This is a genomic window from Curtobacterium phoenicis, assembly GCF_047238015.1.
Lineage (GTDB): Bacteria > Actinomycetota > Actinomycetes > Actinomycetales > Microbacteriaceae > Curtobacterium.
In genome coordinates, this window is the sequence record NZ_JBDFLZ010000002.1 from 3,402,866 (window position 1) to 3,420,164 (window position 17,299).

Here is a 17,299-nt window from a genome sequence, read left to right on the forward strand (position 1 = left end):
TACCCCTGTCTGCGAGCGCACACCCCGAGCGGCACGCGGTCGAGGTCACCGTAGCGAGACCGGTCGGCCAGGCGGATCATCCCGCAGGATGACCGTCCCGGACGGGGGTCAGGACCCCGCCACGCACGATGTCGAGCGTCGCGCGCGCGGTTCCGAGCGTGGGTCCCCCGGACGCGCAGGAAAGCGCCGGAAAGTGGCAAGAATGCCGCTCGCACTCCTCATTAGGATTCCGTCAGGACCGCCGATCGAGGCGGTCCGGCCATGTACGCCGGCCCGACGACGGGAGGTTCGAGATGTCGCAGTTCGTCCAGAGGTTCACGCAGGACGCCATCATCGGAGAGCCCGAGGTCGTCGAGGACCGCTCGGCGGTCCAGCAGCGTCCGGTGCGCGAGGTCGCCTCGCACCCGGCCTGGCTCCGACTGAAGGACGCCGTCGTCGCGCTCCAGGGCCTGCAGGCAGTGGACGGCTCCGTTCCGGACCCGGCCGACCACGCCGCCGCGTCCGAGCTCCTGGCCGTGGTCGTCCCCGCGATCGCCGAGCTCGCCCCGGCGTTCCCGCACGACGCCGAGTACCTCGACCTGCTCGCACGGGACTTCTCGGCGTGGCAGGCACAGGGCTTCGGCGTCCCGGACTTCCTCGACTCGCTGAACGCCTTCCAGCCGCAGCAGCACCGCGTCGACGGCCTCGGACACCTCGTCGTGTTCCCGATGTACACGCAGAACGGCAGCAGCTCGCGCTTTGTCGAGGCCCTGCTCGTCGAGGTCATCTGGCCGGACTTCATCGCCGAGCTCGAGGCCGGTGACTACGGCAACAAGCTCTTCGTCGCCCTGCGCTTCGTCGACTTCACCCCGGGGTACGACACGAACTCCGCCGTGCTCTTCCCCGAGACGGTCTCGATGCGCGAGGTCCCGGCGTTCACCTGGGGCGCGATCTTCCAGGACCGCGAGGCCGCCCGGTACCGCCGGGTCGTCCGCGCCGCCGCCGAGATCACGAAACTCGACCTGCCCGAGGACGCCGCGGCGATGCTCGACGACCAGCAGCTCACCGAGCGGGTGTTCGTGATGTGGGACATCATCCACGACCGCTCCCACATGCGCGGCGACCTGCCCTTCGACCCGTTCATGATCAAGCAGCGCATGCCGTTCTTCCTCTACTCGCTCGAGGAGCTGCGCTGCGACCTCACCGCCTTCCGCGAGTCGGTGTCCCTGCAGCGATCGCTGTCCGAGGTGCCGGACGCCGAGCTGTCGGACGCACAGCGCGCGATCCGCGACCACGCGAAGCTCGTGCAGTACGCGGTGCTCTTCGACCGGGTCTTCCGCTTCGCGATCACCGGCAGCCGGGTCCGGAACTACGACGGCCTCGGCGGCCAGCTCCTCTTCGCGTGGCTGCACCAGCACGGCGTCCTGCACTGGACCGACACGCAGCTCACGATCGACTGGGACGCCGTCCCCGACGTGGTCATCGCGCTGAGCGACCAGATCAACGAGCTCTACTGGCGTTCGATCGACCGCCCGAAGTCGGCGCACTGGCTCGCCGCCTACGAGATGCTCACGCGGACGCTCACGCCGCACCCGGCCTCGGCCTGGGCGAAGGGGCTGCCGCAGGAGACGCTTGCCGGACCGCCGAAGGGCTACACCGACGCCGTGCTCGACGACGAGTTCCCGCTCTCGATGTTCTACGAGGCGCTCAACAAGAAGATGGCGACCGTCATCCAGTCCACCGCGGGCATCACGGGGACGACGGACGACGTGTCGACCGCCGCCGCGTGAGCGGCGGCGGCCTTGCCGGCCGCACGGTGCTGGTCGCGGGAGCGACCAGCACCAGCGGCGCGGCCGTGTCCCGTGCCCTGGTCGCAGCCGGAGCGGCGGTCGTCGCCGTCGGCGCGAGGGAGGACGGCCTGGAGGCACTGCGCACGTCGGTCCCGCAGGTCACCACCCAGCGCTGCGACCTGGCGGACCGCAGCGCGGTCGACGGACTGGTGTCGCGCCTCCAGGCCGAGGGCACCCACTTCGACGGCCTGGTCCACCTCGTCGGCGGGTGGCGGGGCGGCGGCGGCCTCGCTGGTCAGTCCGACGAGGACTGGGACTTCTTCGACCGCGGCTTCCGCACGCTCCGGAACACGACCCGCGCCCTGTACGACGACCTCGTCGCCTCGCCGGCCGGACGCCTCGCCGTCGTGTCGTCGACGAGTGTCGAATCCCCCACCGCCGGCGCTGCGAACTACGCCGCCGCGAAGGCCGCCGCGGACGCCTGGACCCGGGCGGTCGCCCAGGGGTTCCGGAAGGACGCCCCGGGCTCGGCGGCCGCGACGGTGTTCGTCGTGCAGTCCCTCAACGGTCTCGAGGAGCGTCTCGGTGACGAGGTCGTCCGGCTCTGGGCCGCCGAGCCGGCCGCGGTGAACGGCGTCCGCATCCCCCTCCGCCCCGAGCCCTCCGGCACCGAACCTAGGATCGAAGCGTGACCCTCCGACTCCACGACCTCGACCTCCGCGGCTTCGCCTCCGACAACTACGCCGGCATCCACCCGGAGGTCCTCGACGCCATCGCCGCGGCGAACCAGGGCCACCAGATCGCCTACGGCGAGGACGTCTACACCGCACGTCTGCAGGAGGTCTTCACCGAGCACTTCGGCGAGCAGGCGCAGGCGTTCCCGGTGTTCAACGGCACCGGCGCGAACGTCGTCGGTCTGCAGTCGATGCTGCCGCGGTGGGGTGCCGTCGTGTGCACCTCGACCGCGCACATCCACACCGACGAGGCCGGGGCGCCGGAGAAGGTCGGCGGCATCAAGCTCCTGCCGGTCGCGACCCCGGACGGCAAGCTCACACCCGAGCTGATCGACCGTGAGGCGTGGGGCTGGGGCGACGAGCACCGCGCACAGCCGCTCGTCGTGTCGATCACGCAGACGACCGAGCTCGGCACCGCCTACACCGTGGACGAGGTCCGGGCGATCGCCGACCACGTGCACGGCCTCGGCATGAAGCTGCACATGGACGGCGCCCGGATCTCGAACGCCGCCGCCACCCTCGGCGTCCCCCTGCGCGCGTTCACCACCGACGCCGGGGTCGACGTGCTGAGCTTCGGCGGGACGAAGAACGGCCTGCTGTACGGCGAAGCGATCGTCGTGCTGAACCCCTCGGCGTCCGAGGGGCTGCACTACCTCCGCAAGCTCAACATGCAGCTCTCGTCGAAGATGCGGTTCGTGTCGGCGCAGCTCATCGCCCTGCTCACCGACGAGCTCTACCTCCGGTCGGCGCAGCACGCCAACGCCATGGCCACCCGGCTCCGGGGCGCTCTGGAGGCGGGGATCGCGGACGGCAGCATCCAGGGCGTCGGGTTCAGCCAGGAGACCCAGGCGAACGGGGTGTTCGCGACGCTGCCCGCGGGCGTGGCCGACCGCCTGCGCGAGCACTTCCGGTTCTACGACTGGGACGCCAGCCGGAACGAGGTGCGGTGGATGTGCTCGTTCGACACCTCGGAGCAGGACATCGACGACTTCGTCGCAGCGCTGACGCGGGAGCTCGCCGCGGTTTCAGCGCGCTGAAATCTTACATTTGACGTTCACCGTTCACCTGTGTACTTTCGCCCGTGAGGTCGCAACGCGGCGGTCTCACGACCCACAGGGGGAACAATGTCGACGAACCGAACAGCGCTCACGAGCCTCGCGCTCGAGGAGGCGAGGGCCGACGGGTTGGTCGTAGCGGACAGCCAGGGCGCCGACGGGTCGACGACCACGACGGTCGACCTCGGCGATGGCTTCACCTTCGACCTCGTCACCGAGCGCTCTGGCGAGCGGATCGGTGCAGGCAAGGATTCGAAGGGCACCTACGTCAGCTTCAACGCAACCGACCAGAACATGATCATCAGTGGTGCGGCTTTCGCGCTCGGGGCCGCCGTCTGCGCGGTGAGTGGAGGCACGTTCTGCGTCGTGGTCGGCGCGATCCTGACCGCGGCCACGGTGGCGATCACCGGGAGCGGGGCGATCCGTTGCGGCACAAAGCACCTACGCGTCTACCCCTTCGCAGGTGGCAAGGTCAAGCCGCGGTGCGTCTGACGGGAGAGATGACGTCATGAAGTCGTTCTTGTTGCGCGCGCCGGTCGCGCTGACGCTCAGTTCGGCGCTCGTCGTCGCGGGGTCGATCCTCGCCACCGCTCCGGCAACCGCTGGTCACTGGGGCAGCGCCCTCGGAGCTGCTTTCGCCCTGTTCACCGCGATGCTCTGGTCCGGCGCGGCATTCCGTCGTCGACGGCACCGAAAGCGGTGACGCCGCAGATCCGCTGGCGGCCGGCGCTCATGATCCTGGGTGGGATCGTGACGACGGTCGGCGCAGGGCTCACGCTGGGCTTCCAGTACCTCTGCATCGGAGCCCTCGCGACGATCACGTACGCGGCCTTCGCCCCGAGTGTGTTCGGCTCGACGCGCATCCCGGAGGGCGCTTGCCCCGACCCCCTGGAGGCCCGCCGGTGGCGCGAGGAGCACCCGGGCGCGACCATCAGCGAGGCGATCGCCGCGGTCTCGGAGCGGTGACCACACGACGGACGGGACGCACGTGGCGGACCCGCCCCGTGCCTCCCGTCCGTCGTGTTGTCGCGTCAGCGGCCTCAGTCGTTCTCGACCTCGAAGTCCCACTCGGCGACCGTCTTCCCGCCGCCGGGCGCCCAGCGGAGCACGCCCTCCCCGACCTTCATCACGGTGCGGACCTCGAAGGTGGCCCGCTGCCCGGGGCGGAGGACGCTCGGGGGCGTGCTCTTCCCTGGGACCGGCGAGAGCCGGTAGGCGTTCCCGAGCTGGTCCGTCGTGGTCAGGTCGGCCAGGGAGACGGGCACGGTGCCGGACGCGTCCCGGAGCGACACGGTCCACGTGCAGGTGGTCGTCTCGCCCTGGTACGGCAGCCCCTCACCGGGCACGACCGGACCGGTGACGGTGGCCAGCACCGTCGATCCGCCGTGCAGGTGCACCCGGACCGCGTCACCCTCGGAGGTCAGGGCCGGCCGGGCCGCGGTCCCGTCGAGCACCTCGTCGGTGGTCGACGGGATCCCGGCGAGGTAGGCGGGCATGCCGCCGTAGGTGTCCTCGGCCTTCGGCTGCGCGTGGGGCGACGACGAGCAGCCGACGAGCGCGCACGCGAGGACCGCTGCCCCCGCTGCCGCGACCGCGAGGACCGCGGAGTGTGACCGGGTCACCGGTGCCTCGCGTTGTTGAACACGTCCGGCCCGTACGGCTCGAGACCGGCCTGGCCCGCGTACCCGAGGTGACCGCGACCGTCGACGCCGCCGCTGACGGTCCCGCCGGGCAGCCGGGTGTGGTCGTCACCGTGGCCGACGCCGAACACGTCCTCCATGGTCCGCAGCCAGCTGTAGTGGTTGTAGTAGGTCGTGGACACGGTACCGGGCTTGATGAGCGGACTGATGAGCACGCTGCCGGTGTCGCCGCCGCCGGGGGTCGCGTCGGTCGCGTCGTACAGCGGGTCGGCGGTCTGGCCGGTGCTCAGGAAGCCGGGTGCTCCCTCGGCGCTGAGCGTCAGGCTCGTGACGGCACCGGTCGGCGTGACCGGGTTGCCGGAGGCGTCGAGCAGCTGGAACGAGCCGTTGACCACCGAACCGGAGGCGGTCGTCGGGTACTGCGGCCCGGTGTCGCTGACCGCACCGACGAAGGTGTCGGCCGGGATCGGGCTGGTGCCGCCGGGGCCGGTCGTGTCGGTCGTGTCGACCACGCCGCGCCCGGTGTCGGTCGCGACGATCGACTGGTCGCTGACGTAGCTCGACGCGGTGTTCGCGGCGACCGCGTCCGTGCGGGCACCGGGGGTGTTGCCGGAGCCGCCCCGCACGATGCCGGGGACGCAGTTCGCGGGCACGAGGGTCGGCGAGGTCTGCGTGCACGCCGGCGGACGGTCGATGAACGCGTTGTACCCGGGGCCGGGGTAGAGCTGGTCGCCCTTCGCGTCCTTGCCGAGCGTCGAGTTCGGGCCGGTGGGTTCGAAGGCGACGTTCTTGCCGTTGAGGTTCTCGCCCGCGCGGTCTGCGGCGATGCCCGAGGAGGCATCGGGCTTGTCCGAGAGCGTCGGCCCGTAGTGGTCCGCGTTGTTGAAGCTGTTGCCCGTGTAGGTGAAGGGCGGGTTCGCCTCGTCGAAGGTGATGTCGATGAGGCCGCCGTCCTTGAACGCGGGCGAGCGCTCGATCATCGGGACGTAGTACTTGAGGAAGAGGTCCGAGGCGTAGAGGCCGCCGGTGTGGTTCTTCGGGGTGGTCGACTGCGGCGCCGGGGTGCCCGACTGGTAGACCGGCTGCCCGCTGCTGGTGAACGACCCGGAGAGGTTGTTCCCCTTGCAGACAGCGTCGTGGGCGTCGCTGCAGTTGTTCGGGGTGATCCAGCTGAAGGCCGGGGTGGTCTTCTCGTGCTGCAGGTCGCGGAACAGTCCGTTCGAGGACGAGTCGAGGTTCGCGATGTGTGCGGCGTCACAGTCGGTGCCGCCCTGGGTGGGAGTCGTCAGCGAGGTCGCCGCGCGCCCCTTCGCGCCAGCGGCGCCGGTCAGGCCCTCGAACCACGGGAACGGGAAGTGCTTCGCCACGTACTGGTCGTTCGCCTGCGCGCCGGTGAAGCTCGTCACGCCGGTCGGTGCCGGGTGGTCGGCCGTCGGGGTGAGGTAGGTCGGGTTGTTCTCGGGGTTGTTGTCGGCGGTCCCGGGAGCCCCGCAGAGACCGTCTTCGCGGCCGGGTTGGTTGCCGAGGTCCTGCGCGTAGCCCTTCCACGTCTTGTGGGCGGCGTCGAGCTGGTTGAAGAGCGTCGGGGTCGAGTGCGGGTACGTGCAGCCGTTCGAGCCGTCGGGCGCGTTGGCACCGCTGGGTTGGGCGGCGTTCGCGAGCGACCGCACCTGTCCACGGTCCGCGCCGGAGCGGATGATGCTGTGGTCCGAGCCGAAGCGGGTGTCGACCACGTTGCAGTCGGACTGGGTGTCGGCCTGCGGCCCCTGCCCCGACACCATGGAGATGTAGTTGTCCATGCTGTAGTGGCCGGTGCCGTAGGAGTTCTTGAGCAGCACGCCCTGCGCCGGCAGTGTCTTCCAGAGGTAGCTGTTCTGGTTGAGTCCCGTGAACGTCGCGTCGTACGACTTGTTCTCGAGGATGATCAGCCACACGTGCTTCACCTGGCCGGGACGCAGCCCCGTCGAGGTGATGGTGGTACCGCGCTGCGCCGTGCTGGCGTCCGCTGCGGGGGCGGTGCTGGTCGCGACGCCTGCGAACGCGGCCGCGAAGATGCCTGCCGCTGCGACGAACGCTGCGGTGCGCCGTCGACCCTTGGTCCTGCCGAAGAGCTTCATGTGGGAAGTCTCGCCCCAGGTTCGCCCCCACTCGGGGGACGGCAGGTGAACGGGTCGTGAGGGACCGCACAGCGTGCGGTCCCTCACGAGGCCTGTACGCAGCGGCGGCGCACCAGGAGTCCCGTCAGCTGGTCAGACGCTTCCGGCCGGCGACCCGGACGATCAGTCCGGCGCCGACCCCGCCGAGGATCGGAGCGACGATGAAGACCCAGAGCTGCGCCAGCGGGGTGGCGCCACCGTAGACCGCAGCGGCGATCGAGCGGGCCGGGTTCACCGACGTGTTGCTCACGGGGATGCTCACGAGGTGGATGAGGGTCAGCGTGAGGCCGATCCCGAGAGGCGCGACGGCCTGGTACTCCTTCTTGGCGGTGATCGAGAGGATCACCGCGATGAACACACCCGTGAGGATCGCCTCGGTGAGGAACACCGATCCCAGGCCGAACCCGCTGGGGCTCCCGTCTCCGTACCCGTTCGACGCGAAGCCGCCCTCGCGGGCCGCGGCGAAGGCGCCGGGCTTGCCGCTCAGCACCGCAGCGAGGATGCTCGTCGCCACGAGTCCACCGACGACCTGGGACACGATGTAGCCGGCGACGTGCTTGGCGTCGGTGCGTCCGGCGGCGAGCAGCCCGAGCGTCACGGTGGGGTTGAAGTGTCCGCCGGAGATGTGCCCGACGGCGGAGATGCCCGCGACCAGGGTGAGGCCGAAGGCGAGGGCGACGCCGAGGTAGCCGACGCCCTGCTGGTTGTCGGTCGCACTCGGGACGTTCGCGGCGAAGAGGGCGGTGCCGACACCACCGAGCACGAGCAGGAAGGTGCCGAAGAACTCGGACGCGTACCGCGCGAGCGGCGACCAGGCGGCCGCGTCCTCTCGGCGCTGTTCGGACGTGGATGCACTCACGGGGGTCTTCTCGGCCATGGGGTTCTCCTCATGAAGAGCGGCAGGACGCTGGAGCGTCCTGCCGTCGGATCAGGTTGGTTGGTGGCCGCGCCAGACCGGCCGGGAGGCGCGGTGTGCCTCCCGGGGTCTGGTGCGGTCTGGTGGGTGGTGCGGTCTACTGCACGCGGGTGGGTTTGGCCAGGGCGGCGCGGGTACCGCCGGTGAGGTGGACCAGGACCGGGACCTGCCGGCCCAGGGTGCGGTCCAGCACGCCGATGGCGTGGTCGACGGCGTCGAGGACGGTCACCGCGTCGCCGCCGCGACGCACGTTCACCCGGATCCGGGCGGCGCGCTGGTGCTTGACCAGGTACGTGTCGACCTTGGAGCCGACGACGTCACGGACGCCGGCGAGTTCGTGGTCGATCACGTCCCGCACGAGCGCGACGTTGATCGTGACCTGGTCCTCACCACTGCGTTCGCGGACGGCGACGGACGTGCCGCCGCGGCCGCGGGTGAACACCCACAGCAACGCCAGCACGATCAGCACGACGCACGCGGCGGCGATGATCCACAACGACGCCGACGGCACGGTGACACTCGACGGGAACCTCACGTACGGCGTGAGGGCGTCACGCACCGGCGGCAGCACACCGGCGCCGATGGTCAGGCCGACGATGACGGCGACCAGGCCGAGCACGAGCAGGATGATGCGGTTCAGGGTGCGGTTGCTCTTGGTCATGCCAGCGTTCCCTTCTCCTCCACACGGACCTTCACGTGCTTGCCGAACCGGCCATCCAGACGACCGAGCCGCTCCTCCACCGCGGACCGGACCGAGGCCTGGTCGACGGGGACACCGGAGAGCGGCACGAGGCGGACCTCCGAGGAGCGACCGCGGGCCGAGGCCTTGGCGTGGTCCTCGGGCAGACCGGCCGCGAGGGCAGCGGCGTTCGCGGCCGTCGACGCGAGGATGGCGGTGTCGATGACCACCGCGCCCCGGTCGTGCGCGACGGCGGACCGCGGCTGTCGGCCGGGCTTGAGGGCCAGGACGATCAGCACGATGCCGAGGACCACGAGCACGACCGCGACGACCTCCGCGATCGTGGTGAACGCAGCATCGGGCTTGAGGGCTGCGTCGACGACCGTCTGCGGATCGGCCAGCAGCGGGCCCGCCCCCACAGCCTGCAGGACCGACTCCGTACCGATCCACGCCGCCACCAGCGCGAGGACGATCAACGACACCGACACGGCGCCGGACCGGGAACGGTGGATGCTCCGGCGCTGGATGCGGCGCTCGAGCGAGGTGGTGCTCATGGGTTCCTCCTCCTACCGGACCCGGCCCTCGTGCTCGTGCACGATGCCGGTGAGTTCGATGTGGGTACTGCCGACGCGGCGGCCGGACAGCTCGCCGACCCGGTCGCGGACGCGTTCGGCGGCTGCGGCGGCCGAACCGACGACGTCGTCTTGCGTGCGGATCGGACCGGTGACCTGCAGTGCGAGCCCGCCCGCGTGGTCACCGAGCTCGACGCGGACCCGCCGGGCGGGCGCGCCGAGCCGTTCGGCTGCGACGGCCCGCGCGAGCGAGTTCAGCGCACGAGCAGAGATCTCCACGCGGCCCGGAACGTCCGGGCCGGCGGTCACCGGGAGCTCCGGCGTCCGGTCAGCACGTCGGTGAGGTCGCCACGGTCGATCTTGCCGGACGTGAGCGCTGCCACGAGGGCCCCGATCGCACCGAACACGACCACGAGCACGAAGCCACCGAACCCGAACTGCAGTGCGACGACGGCGAGGATCGCCCCGATGAGCGCACCTGCGAACGTGTTACTCAACGCGGGACTCCTTCTGGTCGTCGTTGTCGTCGTCGCCCGGGATGTAGACGTCCTGGACGGTCACGTTGACCTCGGCGACCTCCATGCCGACGATCTGGGTCAGCGCGCGGGCGACCGACGAACGCACGCCGTCGGCGACCTGCTGCAGCGAGACGGGGTACTCGGCGACGATCACGATGTCAGCGGCGACCTGCTTCTCGCCGACCTCGACCTTGACGCCCTGGCCGAAGTCACGCTGGCCGATCGCGTCGCGGATCGCACCGATGGCACGAGCGGCGCCCTTGCCGAGCGAGTGCACGCCGTTGACCTCACGGGCGGCGATGCCGGCGACCTTCTCGACGACGGTGTCGTCGATGGTGGTCTTGCCCGAGGGGTTGGAGCCAGCGGCGTGGGTTCCTGCAGGGCGCGAGCCGGCGAGGGTGTTGGGGGTCGTGGTGTCAGCCATGTCGATTCCTTCCGTTCGTCCCGCCGGGCGTTCCCAGCGGTTGCTGTTCACGGATGAGACGGGGCACCCCAGACGGAAGTCACGCCGGACTGCGATCCTCCATCGACTTCCCAGACAAGGCCGTTCCCGGCACCGTTCTTGTCCCCCGTTCGACGTGACGTGCGGGGTGCACTTCGGAAAGCGGCCGCATGATGACGCGGTGTGACCGCAATGCGCACGTCGGCGCCGTACCCCGATCGGCACCGAACACTGAGGCCGGGAACCTGGTAGGGGTCGCGCTGGTCACCGCCAGCGCAGCCGTCGGCCGGCCGCGGTGTCGTTCCATGACGCGGTCAGCCCGTCATCACCGGTCGAGTGGAGTCCGACGTGCCCGTCTTCCCGCCCGCAGCGCCACCGGTCGAAGACGCTCATGCAGAGGTCCCGGACGGGAGCCTGCGGGTCGAGCGCGGCGGCGGTCTGAACGGTGTCGTGGGCGGTGGTCGGCTCTGCGATGAACGGCTCTGGGGCTTCGGGTGTGGCGTCGTCGTGCATGTCGTCAGGGAGACGTCACCGAGGGGCCGGATGTCACGAAACCGCCGTCGTCGCTGCTTCCCGGGCACGTCGTCGTCGGGTGGTGCATGCTCGGAGTTCCGATCGAGCGGTCGGGCCACGACGGACCGGAAGGCGGGGATGAGCGACGACGATCCCCTCCGGCGCGGGTCCGACGCGACGCTCGTCGCCCGGGCCGCCGACGGCGACGTGCTCGCGTTCGAGGTGCTCGCCCGGCGGCACGGCGGTCTGATGCGGGTGTACGCCGAACAGGTCCTCGGCTCGACGGTCGAGTCGGACGACGTCGTGCAGGAGGCCTTCCTCACGGGGTGGCGCAAGCTGTCCGACCTCGAGGACCCCGCGCGCTTCCGTTCGTGGATGCTGCAGATCACGACGCGGAAGGCGTTGGACCGGCTCCGGCGACGACGGCACCACGACGAACTCGACGACGCCGAGGCCCCGGCCGACGCGGCGCGGAGCCCGGAGCGTATCGTCGAGCACAGGCTGCAGTTCGACGCACTGCTGACGGCGCTCGACCGACTCCCTGCCGACCAACGCCGCTGCTGGCTCCTCCGCGAGACCGCCGGGTACAGCTACCAGCAGATCGCCGACGAACTCGAGCTGTCCACGTCCACCGTCCGCGGACTCCTCGCACGAGCACGACGGTTCCTCGCTGCGGAGATGGAGGGATGGCGATGACCGACGACGACCTCCCCATGCCCGACGACGACCTCGACGGGCACACCATCGAGGAACTCGCCGACTACCTCGACCGCGGCCGTGAACCCCTCGATGCGTCCATCGAGTCATCGCCGGGGTGCCGGCTGGCCCTGGCGAACATGCGGCGGCTCCGGGAGCTGTCCTTCGGCGCGCTGCAACGCCGCGCCGAGGACGAAGCCGATCGTGAGACCGCCTGGATCGACCGGTTGCTCGACACCATCCGAGCCGAGGTCCGGTCCGGGCGGGACGTGCCGATCGCACACCCCGACCCGACCCTGCGTCTCGCGATGACCGAGGCCGCGGTGCGCGGGGTCGTCCGGCGCGCCGGCGACGCCCTCCGCGAGGTCGTGATGGGGCGCTGTGAGCTCGACGGCGACGTGGACGTGCCGGGTGCGCCCGTGCGGGTCGCGCTGACCGCGGGGCTGCTGTACGGCGCGTCCGCCGAGGCGACGGCCGATCGGCTCCGCGACGCCGTCGCCGACGCGCTCGCCCGCCACACCGAACTCACGATCGAGTCGATTGACGTCCGCTTCGACGACGTCGTCCTGCCCTGAGGAGCCCACCGTGGACGATGCAGCGCTGTCGAGCGAACTCACCTCCGCGATCCGGGCGGTCCCCGGCGTGGTGGCGGTCTACCCGCCCCGGCCGATCGTGCACGGCGCGGCCGAGGCCGTCGCCGCCGCCCTCGCGCTCCGCGAGCCGGACGTGCTCGTCGACATCGACCGCCACGGCACCACCGTGCGCATCGCCGCCGGCATCGCGGTCTCGGGCGACCGGCCCGCACCGGACACGGTGCGCGAGGTCGGCGAACGCGTCCGTGACCTCGTCGACCAGCGGGTCGACGGTGGAGCCGACCTCGTCACGGTGACCATCCGTCTGGTCGAGGACGCGGTCACCCCGGGCGCGACCATCTGACGGCCGGGAGGCGCGTGGCGGCGCCGCCACGCGCCTCCCGGCCGTCACCTGGTCGGCACCGCGGGAACCTGCCCGTTCTGCCCCGTCGACTGGGGTATCCGTCGAGCCTGCCCGCCGAGCACCTCTCTCCGAATGGTCCTCACGCATCCACCCGAGGATCGGACCGCACCGTGCTCATGCCCGCCCCCGTCGCCGACCCGGCGACCTTCGCACCGATGGTGCACCGCCACACCCGTCTCGTGCACGCCGCCGCGATGAGCGTCCTGCACTCCCCCGCGGACGCCGACGACGTGGTGCAGGAGACCTTCCTCGCCGCGTGGACCCACCTCGACACGATCGACGACCCGACCGCGATCTGCGGCTGGCTCGTGACGACCGCGCGCCGTCGGGCGTACGACCGGGTCCGGCGCGCTGCCCGACGGCCGCTCGACGACCTCGACGACTCGGTGCCCGCGCCCGGCGACACCGCACCGACTGACGTGTGCGAACGGGCCTCGCTCGTCGACGCGGCCCGGGTCGTGCTCGGGTCGATGCCCGTCGCGCAGCGTCGGTGTTGGGAGCTCCGGCACCTCGACGGGCGTTCGTACCACGAGGTCGCCGCCGAGCTCGAGCTGCCGGTGTCGACCGTTCGCGGCATGCTCGCGCGGGCTCGCCGGACGCTGGAGTCCGAACTCGCCGCGTGGCGCTGACGGGGCCGCGGTCAGCGGATGCCGGCACTGTCCCACAGGACACGGAAGTGTGCTCCCACCCACAGCCACCCGGGTTGACGAGCACTGCCACGAGCACGGCGACGGTGAGGATCCGGGCGATCAGGAACAGTTCCAGCGGGATCGGAACGAGTGCCCCGACCGGCCACACGATCGCGAGCACCAGGATCCCGAGCGGAAGGAAGCATTCGCTCGTCCTCCGAAGGCGCCGCCACGATCCGCAGGCCACGACGACGAAGCCGAGGGGCAACACCGTCTGGACGATCGTGACGAGCACTGCCGGGGAGCAGGAGCGGCAGTCCGTACGGCCCGACAGCGAGCAGCACTGCCACGAGGGCCTCGATGACGACGGACGCCGTTGCCTGCCGGTCTCGGACGATGCGCGCAGCGGTCATGACGCTCCTCTCAGCGGAGCGACCGTTTCGTGCAACGGATCTCAGGGACGCGAACTGATGTTCTACGTACTGCAAACACCAGCGCCGGACCAGGGAATCAGGTCGACCCGGTGCACGGCGACTCGCTCCTGCTGCGACTGCGGCTGCGCTGGCCGACGCCCGGGCTGCCCGGCACCCGCGCCGCCCACGTCGCCCACGTCGCCCACGTCGCCCACGTCGCCCACGTCGCCCACGTCGCTAGGCTGCCGCCGTGACCCTGGTGCAGCTCCGTGTCTTCGTCGCCGTCGCACGCCTCGGGTCGTTCACGGCCGCCGCCGAGGCCCTGCTCCGCTCGCAGTCCTCGGTGTCCGAGTTCATCAGGCGACTCGAGGGCGCGTACGACACGGCGCTCTTCGTCCGGGGCCGTCGACGCCTGACCCTGACGGACGCCGGAGCCGTGCTGCTGCCGATGGCCGAGCGGATCATCGCCGAGGCCGACGCCGCGGACCGGGCGCTCCGAGCCGTGACCTCCCTCGTCGGCGGGACGGCGTCGTTCGGGCTGCTCCGCAACGCGAAGTACTACGCGCTCGACGAGCTCCTGACCCGGTTCCACGCCGCGCACCCGGCCGTCCGGCTCCGCGTGATCGGGCTCAACTCGGTCGAGGTCGCGAGCGAGGTGGCCTCCGGTGGCCTCGAGGCGGGACTGGTCGTGCTGCCGATCGACACGGAGGGCCTCCGGGTGACGCCGCTGCGCCGCGACGAGGTCGTCTTCGTCAGCCGTGACCCGTCGATCGCCGACGCTCCGATGACGATCGAGGCGATGGCCGCCCGCCGCCTCGTCCTCTACGACGCGCACTACGGCTGGAAGGACCCCACCCGTCGACAGTTCGCGGAGCGCGCCCGCCTCGCCGGGGTGACGCTCGAGCCGCACGTGGAGGTCGAGCAGGTGGAGACGGCGCTCGCCCTCGTGGCGTCCGGCGTCGGCGACACGTTCATCGCCCGCGCGGTCGCCGAGGTGTCCGCCGCGTCCCTCGGACTGCACTGGGCGCCGTTCGCCGAGCCGGTGGTGGACACGGTCGCGCTCGTCGAACGGGACGGGTCGGTGCTGTCGGCCGCGACCGCGGAACTCGCCCGCCTGGCCCGCGAGCTCCTCACCGAGGGGTGACCGGGTCGACGGCCGGACGGAGCCCGACGGCCGGGCGGACCCGTCATCGGCGGCCGAGCGCCCCGTAGAGGTCCGGCCGCCGGTCGCCGAAGAGGTCCGCGACAGGGCTGAGGGTCTTGTCCCTCGTGGCGGCGAGGTCGAGGTCGGCGACGACCATCCCCGCTCCGGGCCCGGTCGCGGCGCGCACCCACCCGTCGGCGTCGACGATCGAGGTGCCCTCGTTCCAGTCGACGCCCCGCTCGGTGCCGCACCGGTCGGCGCACGCGATCGCCATCCGGTTCACCCGTGCCGCGGCCATCGCGATCTGCACCTCGGGTGCCCGCTCCCCCTCGGGTCGGTCGACCCACGGCCAGTTCGTCGGGACCGCGAGCAGTTCGGCGCCGTCGAGGGCTGCGAGTCGCGTCCACTCCGGGAACTCCATGTCGAAGCAGATCGCGACACCGATCCGGCCGTGCGGGGTGTCGACGACGAGCGGCGGTGCGGACCCCGGCGTGAAGCAGGCCTTCTCGCCGTCCCACAGGTGCACCTTGCGGTACACCCCGACGACGCCCGTCGCGTCGACCACTGCGGCCGAGTTGTACACGACGTCGTCCTCGCCGAGCTCGGCGAAGCCGCCGACGACGACCCCTCCGGCTCCGCCGGACAGCCGGGAGGCAGTGGTCGCCCAGTCGGTGACCGTCGCGTCGGTCGCGGGGACGGCACACGAGCGGGCTTCCGCGGCGTCCCGGAACACGTAGCCGCTGGTCGCGAGCTCCGGCAGGACGACGACGTCGACGTCGTCCGGGACGGCGGCGAGTGCCGCCTGCACGGTCGCCGCGTTCGCGGCGAGGTCACCGACGACGGGTGCGAGCTGGACCGCGGCGACGCGGGTCACAGGACGACGTCCTCGTCGTCGCGGGACGCACGGTCCTGACGACGTGCGGTGGCGTCGGTCGCTGTGGGAGGTGCCTCCCGGCCGTCCCCCGCCGACGCTGCCAGCGCGGTGCCGACCCGTCCGACCAGCCCCCTGCGGAACGTGATCCCGAGCCCGACGAGCAGCCATGCCGCGACGATGTACGGGAACCAGCTGTACGGGGCCTCGAGCCCGACGGCGTTCTTGTAGATCGTGTAGAGCACGAGGGCCAGCGCGAGCACCGGTACGACGATCTGCCACTTCGGGGTGTCGGTCCGACGTGAGAAGAACAGGAAGCGGACGGCACCGACGGTCGCGAGCACGTAGGCGACGAGCAGCGCGATCGTCCCGACCGTCAGCGCCCAGTAGGTGGCGTCGAGGACGGCGGCACCGGTGAGCCGCTCGCCGACCACGACCAGGACGACCACGACGGCGACGACGCTCAGCGCGTTCACGGGCGAGCCCTGCGGCGACAGTTTCGCGATCGGACGGGCGATCCCGGTGTCCCGGGACAGCGCGAAGAGCACGCGCGACGCTCCGGAGAGCGTGCCGAGGAAGATCGCGAAGAGGCTGACGACGGCGGCGAGGGTGAGCAGGTCGGCGAGCCAGCTTCCGACGTACGTCCGGGCGAGGTCGCCGTAGGGTGCGGCCGAACCGGCGAACTCCTTCACGCCGGCGGCCGAGGTGCCGTACCCGAGCGACTGCGCGACGATCGAGAGCAGGTAGAACGCCCCGACGACGACGATCGCGATCTTCAGGGCCTTGGGGATGTCCCGCTTCGGGTTGCTCGTCTCCTCGCCGAGGGTGGCGGCGCCCTCGAAGCCCGCGAACGCCAGGAACCCGAAGACCGCGGCCCCCGCGATGAGGCTCACGTCGGTGCCGCTCGGGAGTTCCAGGAACTCCCAGCTGAGGTGGCGCCCGGCCGGTGCGGCGCCGACCCCGAGGCGCACGAGCACCACGACGTTGAGGATCGTGACGAGCACCGCGCCGATGAGCTCGGCGTAGAGGAGCGACCGGGTGATGACGTGCACCTCGCGGCGACCGAGCAGGACGACGACGGCCAGCGCGACGATCGTGATCCAGATCCAGTCCGGCTGCACCGCGATCCCGACGTCGTTCAGCAGCTGCGTGACGAACAGGCTGATCTCGATGCCGGAGCCCGCGCCGATGGTCACGTACGCGAAGAACAGCGCCCAGCCCGCGACGAACCCGGCCCGGGCGCCGAGCGTCAGGCCGACCGTCGCGTAGACCGAGCCGGTGTGGGCGATGTGCCGGGAGAGCTTCACGAAGCCGTACGCGACGAGTGACACCGCGACGAGGGCGAACACGAAGGCCCAGGTGGCACCGCGCCCGAGGATGCCCGCGGCGCCTGCGCCGAGGAGCGCCATGACGCCGACGGGTCCGATCAGGCCGACGGAGAACGCTGCGGCGTCGGCGACCTTGAGCTCGCGCTTGAGGCCGGGGGTGGCCGGGGCGGCCGGGGTGGGGTGGTGCTCGGTGGTCATCGCTGGCTCCGTTGCGCTCGGGGTTCGGGG

The 17,299-nt window shown here is 71.4% G+C and carries 23 protein-coding genes; 12 read left to right on the forward strand and 11 right to left on the reverse strand.

Annotated features, from left to right (window positions below):
• The first annotated feature begins 293 nt into the window (after positions 1-293).
• From ABC270_RS16255 to ABC270_RS16280, 6 genes are all read left to right on the forward strand, one after another.
• Entirely contained in the window at positions 294-1,769 is a 1,476-nt protein-coding gene (locus tag ABC270_RS16255) for a DUF6421 family protein (protein ID WP_412881764.1), read from the forward strand.
• Complete coding sequence (locus ABC270_RS16260; RefSeq protein WP_412881765.1) at positions 1,766-2,461, forward strand: SDR family NAD(P)-dependent oxidoreductase; 696 nt, start codon at positions 1,766-1,768, stop codon at positions 2,459-2,461. Before ABC270_RS16255 ends, ABC270_RS16260 begins: the two co-directional genes overlap by 4 nt.
• Positions 2,458-3,540: a threonine aldolase family protein gene (locus ABC270_RS16265; RefSeq protein WP_412881766.1), complete on the forward strand. Its 1,083-nt coding sequence runs from the start codon at positions 2,458-2,460 to the stop codon at positions 3,538-3,540. Before ABC270_RS16260 ends, ABC270_RS16265 begins: the two co-directional genes overlap by 4 nt.
• Positions 3,541-3,687: 147 nt before the next feature.
• Positions 3,688-4,050 (forward strand): hypothetical protein, encoded by a 363-nt coding sequence (locus tag ABC270_RS16270; RefSeq protein WP_412881767.1) that lies wholly within the window; start codon positions 3,688-3,690, stop codon positions 4,048-4,050.
• Positions 4,051-4,066: 16 nt separating this feature from the next.
• The gene (locus tag ABC270_RS16275) at positions 4,067-4,261 is read left to right on the forward strand and encodes a hypothetical protein (RefSeq protein ID WP_412881768.1); all 195 of its coding nucleotides are present in this window, start codon (positions 4,067-4,069) and stop codon (positions 4,259-4,261) included.
• Entirely contained in the window at positions 4,258-4,524 is a 267-nt protein-coding gene (locus tag ABC270_RS16280) for a hypothetical protein (protein ID WP_412881769.1), read from the forward strand. Before ABC270_RS16275 ends, ABC270_RS16280 begins: the two co-directional genes overlap by 4 nt.
• A 74-nt stretch (positions 4,525-4,598) precedes the next feature.
• Here the strand turns inward: ABC270_RS16280 and ABC270_RS16285 are convergent, their stop codons facing one another.
• The 9 genes from ABC270_RS16285 to ABC270_RS16325 all read right to left on the reverse strand — a co-directional run bounded on the left by ABC270_RS16285 (position 4,599) and on the right by ABC270_RS16325 (position 10,994).
• A complete protein-coding gene (locus ABC270_RS16285) occupies positions 4,599-5,180 on the reverse strand; it encodes a hypothetical protein (protein WP_412881770.1) in 582 nt (193 codons plus the stop codon).
• Positions 5,177-7,315, reverse strand: coding sequence for a hypothetical protein (locus tag ABC270_RS16290; RefSeq protein WP_412881771.1), 2,139 nt, complete (start codon positions 7,313-7,315; stop codon positions 5,177-5,179). The genes ABC270_RS16285 and ABC270_RS16290 overlap by 4 nt, the downstream gene beginning before the upstream one ends.
• Before the next feature lie 124 nt (positions 7,316-7,439).
• A complete protein-coding gene (gene aqpZ, locus ABC270_RS16295) occupies positions 7,440-8,231 on the reverse strand; it encodes an aquaporin Z (protein WP_412881772.1) in 792 nt (263 codons plus the stop codon).
• A 136-nt stretch (positions 8,232-8,367) separates the two neighbouring features.
• Positions 8,368-8,931 carry an Asp23/Gls24 family envelope stress response protein gene (locus ABC270_RS16300; RefSeq protein ID WP_412881692.1) on the reverse strand — a complete coding sequence of 188 codons (564 nt, stop codon included), beginning with the start codon at positions 8,929-8,931 and terminating at the stop codon, positions 8,368-8,370.
• Positions 8,928-9,503, reverse strand: coding sequence for a hypothetical protein (locus ABC270_RS16305; protein WP_412881773.1), 576 nt, complete (start codon positions 9,501-9,503; stop codon positions 8,928-8,930). The genes ABC270_RS16300 and ABC270_RS16305 overlap by 4 nt, the downstream gene beginning before the upstream one ends.
• 12 nt (positions 9,504-9,515) lie before the next feature.
• Positions 9,516-9,800 (reverse strand): hypothetical protein, encoded by a 285-nt coding sequence (locus tag ABC270_RS16310; protein ID WP_412881774.1) that lies wholly within the window; start codon positions 9,798-9,800, stop codon positions 9,516-9,518.
• 26 nt (positions 9,801-9,826) lie between these two features.
• Positions 9,827-10,018, reverse strand: coding sequence for a hypothetical protein (locus ABC270_RS16315; RefSeq protein ID WP_412881775.1), 192 nt, complete (start codon positions 10,016-10,018; stop codon positions 9,827-9,829).
• On the reverse strand, positions 10,011-10,463 hold the full coding sequence (locus tag ABC270_RS16320; protein ID WP_412881776.1) for an Asp23/Gls24 family envelope stress response protein: 453 nt from the start codon (positions 10,461-10,463) through the stop codon (positions 10,011-10,013). Before ABC270_RS16320 ends, ABC270_RS16315 begins: the two co-directional genes overlap by 8 nt.
• A 282-nt stretch (positions 10,464-10,745) precedes the next feature.
• Complete coding sequence (locus ABC270_RS16325; protein ID WP_412881777.1) at positions 10,746-10,994, reverse strand: hypothetical protein; 249 nt, start codon at positions 10,992-10,994, stop codon at positions 10,746-10,748.
• Between the two features lie 138 nt (positions 10,995-11,132).
• On the opposite strand from ABC270_RS16325, the gene ABC270_RS16330 reads away from it, so the two are divergent.
• The 6 genes from ABC270_RS16330 to ABC270_RS16355 all read left to right on the forward strand — a co-directional run bounded on the left by ABC270_RS16330 (position 11,133) and on the right by ABC270_RS16355 (position 14,872).
• A complete protein-coding gene (locus ABC270_RS16330; protein ID WP_412881778.1) occupies positions 11,133-11,690 on the forward strand; it encodes an RNA polymerase sigma factor in 558 nt (185 codons plus the stop codon).
• Positions 11,687-12,265: an Asp23/Gls24 family envelope stress response protein gene (locus ABC270_RS16335; RefSeq protein ID WP_412881779.1), complete on the forward strand. Its 579-nt coding sequence runs from the start codon at positions 11,687-11,689 to the stop codon at positions 12,263-12,265. The genes ABC270_RS16330 and ABC270_RS16335 overlap by 4 nt, the downstream gene beginning before the upstream one ends.
• A gap of 10 nt (positions 12,266-12,275) precedes the next feature.
• Positions 12,276-12,626, forward strand: coding sequence for a hypothetical protein (locus tag ABC270_RS16340; RefSeq protein ID WP_412881780.1), 351 nt, complete (start codon positions 12,276-12,278; stop codon positions 12,624-12,626).
• A gap of 176 nt (positions 12,627-12,802) precedes the next feature.
• On the forward strand, positions 12,803-13,315 hold the full coding sequence (locus tag ABC270_RS16345) for an RNA polymerase sigma factor (RefSeq protein ID WP_412882112.1): 513 nt from the start codon (positions 12,803-12,805) through the stop codon (positions 13,313-13,315).
• Between the two features lie 523 nt (positions 13,316-13,838).
• Positions 13,839-13,982 carry a hypothetical protein gene (locus ABC270_RS16350; RefSeq protein ID WP_412881781.1) on the forward strand — a complete coding sequence of 48 codons (144 nt, stop codon included), beginning with the start codon at positions 13,839-13,841 and terminating at the stop codon, positions 13,980-13,982.
• Positions 13,979-14,872: a LysR family transcriptional regulator gene (locus tag ABC270_RS16355; RefSeq protein ID WP_412881782.1), complete on the forward strand. Its 894-nt coding sequence runs from the start codon at positions 13,979-13,981 to the stop codon at positions 14,870-14,872. The genes ABC270_RS16350 and ABC270_RS16355 overlap by 4 nt, the downstream gene beginning before the upstream one ends.
• A 43-nt stretch (positions 14,873-14,915) precedes the next feature.
• Here the strand turns inward: ABC270_RS16355 and ABC270_RS16360 are convergent, their stop codons facing one another.
• Together ABC270_RS16360 and ABC270_RS16365 are read right to left on the reverse strand one after the other, a co-directional pair.
• Positions 14,916-15,746, reverse strand: coding sequence for a nitrilase-related carbon-nitrogen hydrolase (locus tag ABC270_RS16360; RefSeq protein WP_412881783.1), 831 nt, complete (start codon positions 15,744-15,746; stop codon positions 14,916-14,918).
• Positions 15,743-17,269 carry an APC family permease gene (locus ABC270_RS16365; RefSeq protein ID WP_412881784.1) on the reverse strand — a complete coding sequence of 509 codons (1,527 nt, stop codon included), beginning with the start codon at positions 17,267-17,269 and terminating at the stop codon, positions 15,743-15,745. Before ABC270_RS16365 ends, ABC270_RS16360 begins: the two co-directional genes overlap by 4 nt.
• Positions 17,270-17,299 lie beyond the last annotated feature (30 nt).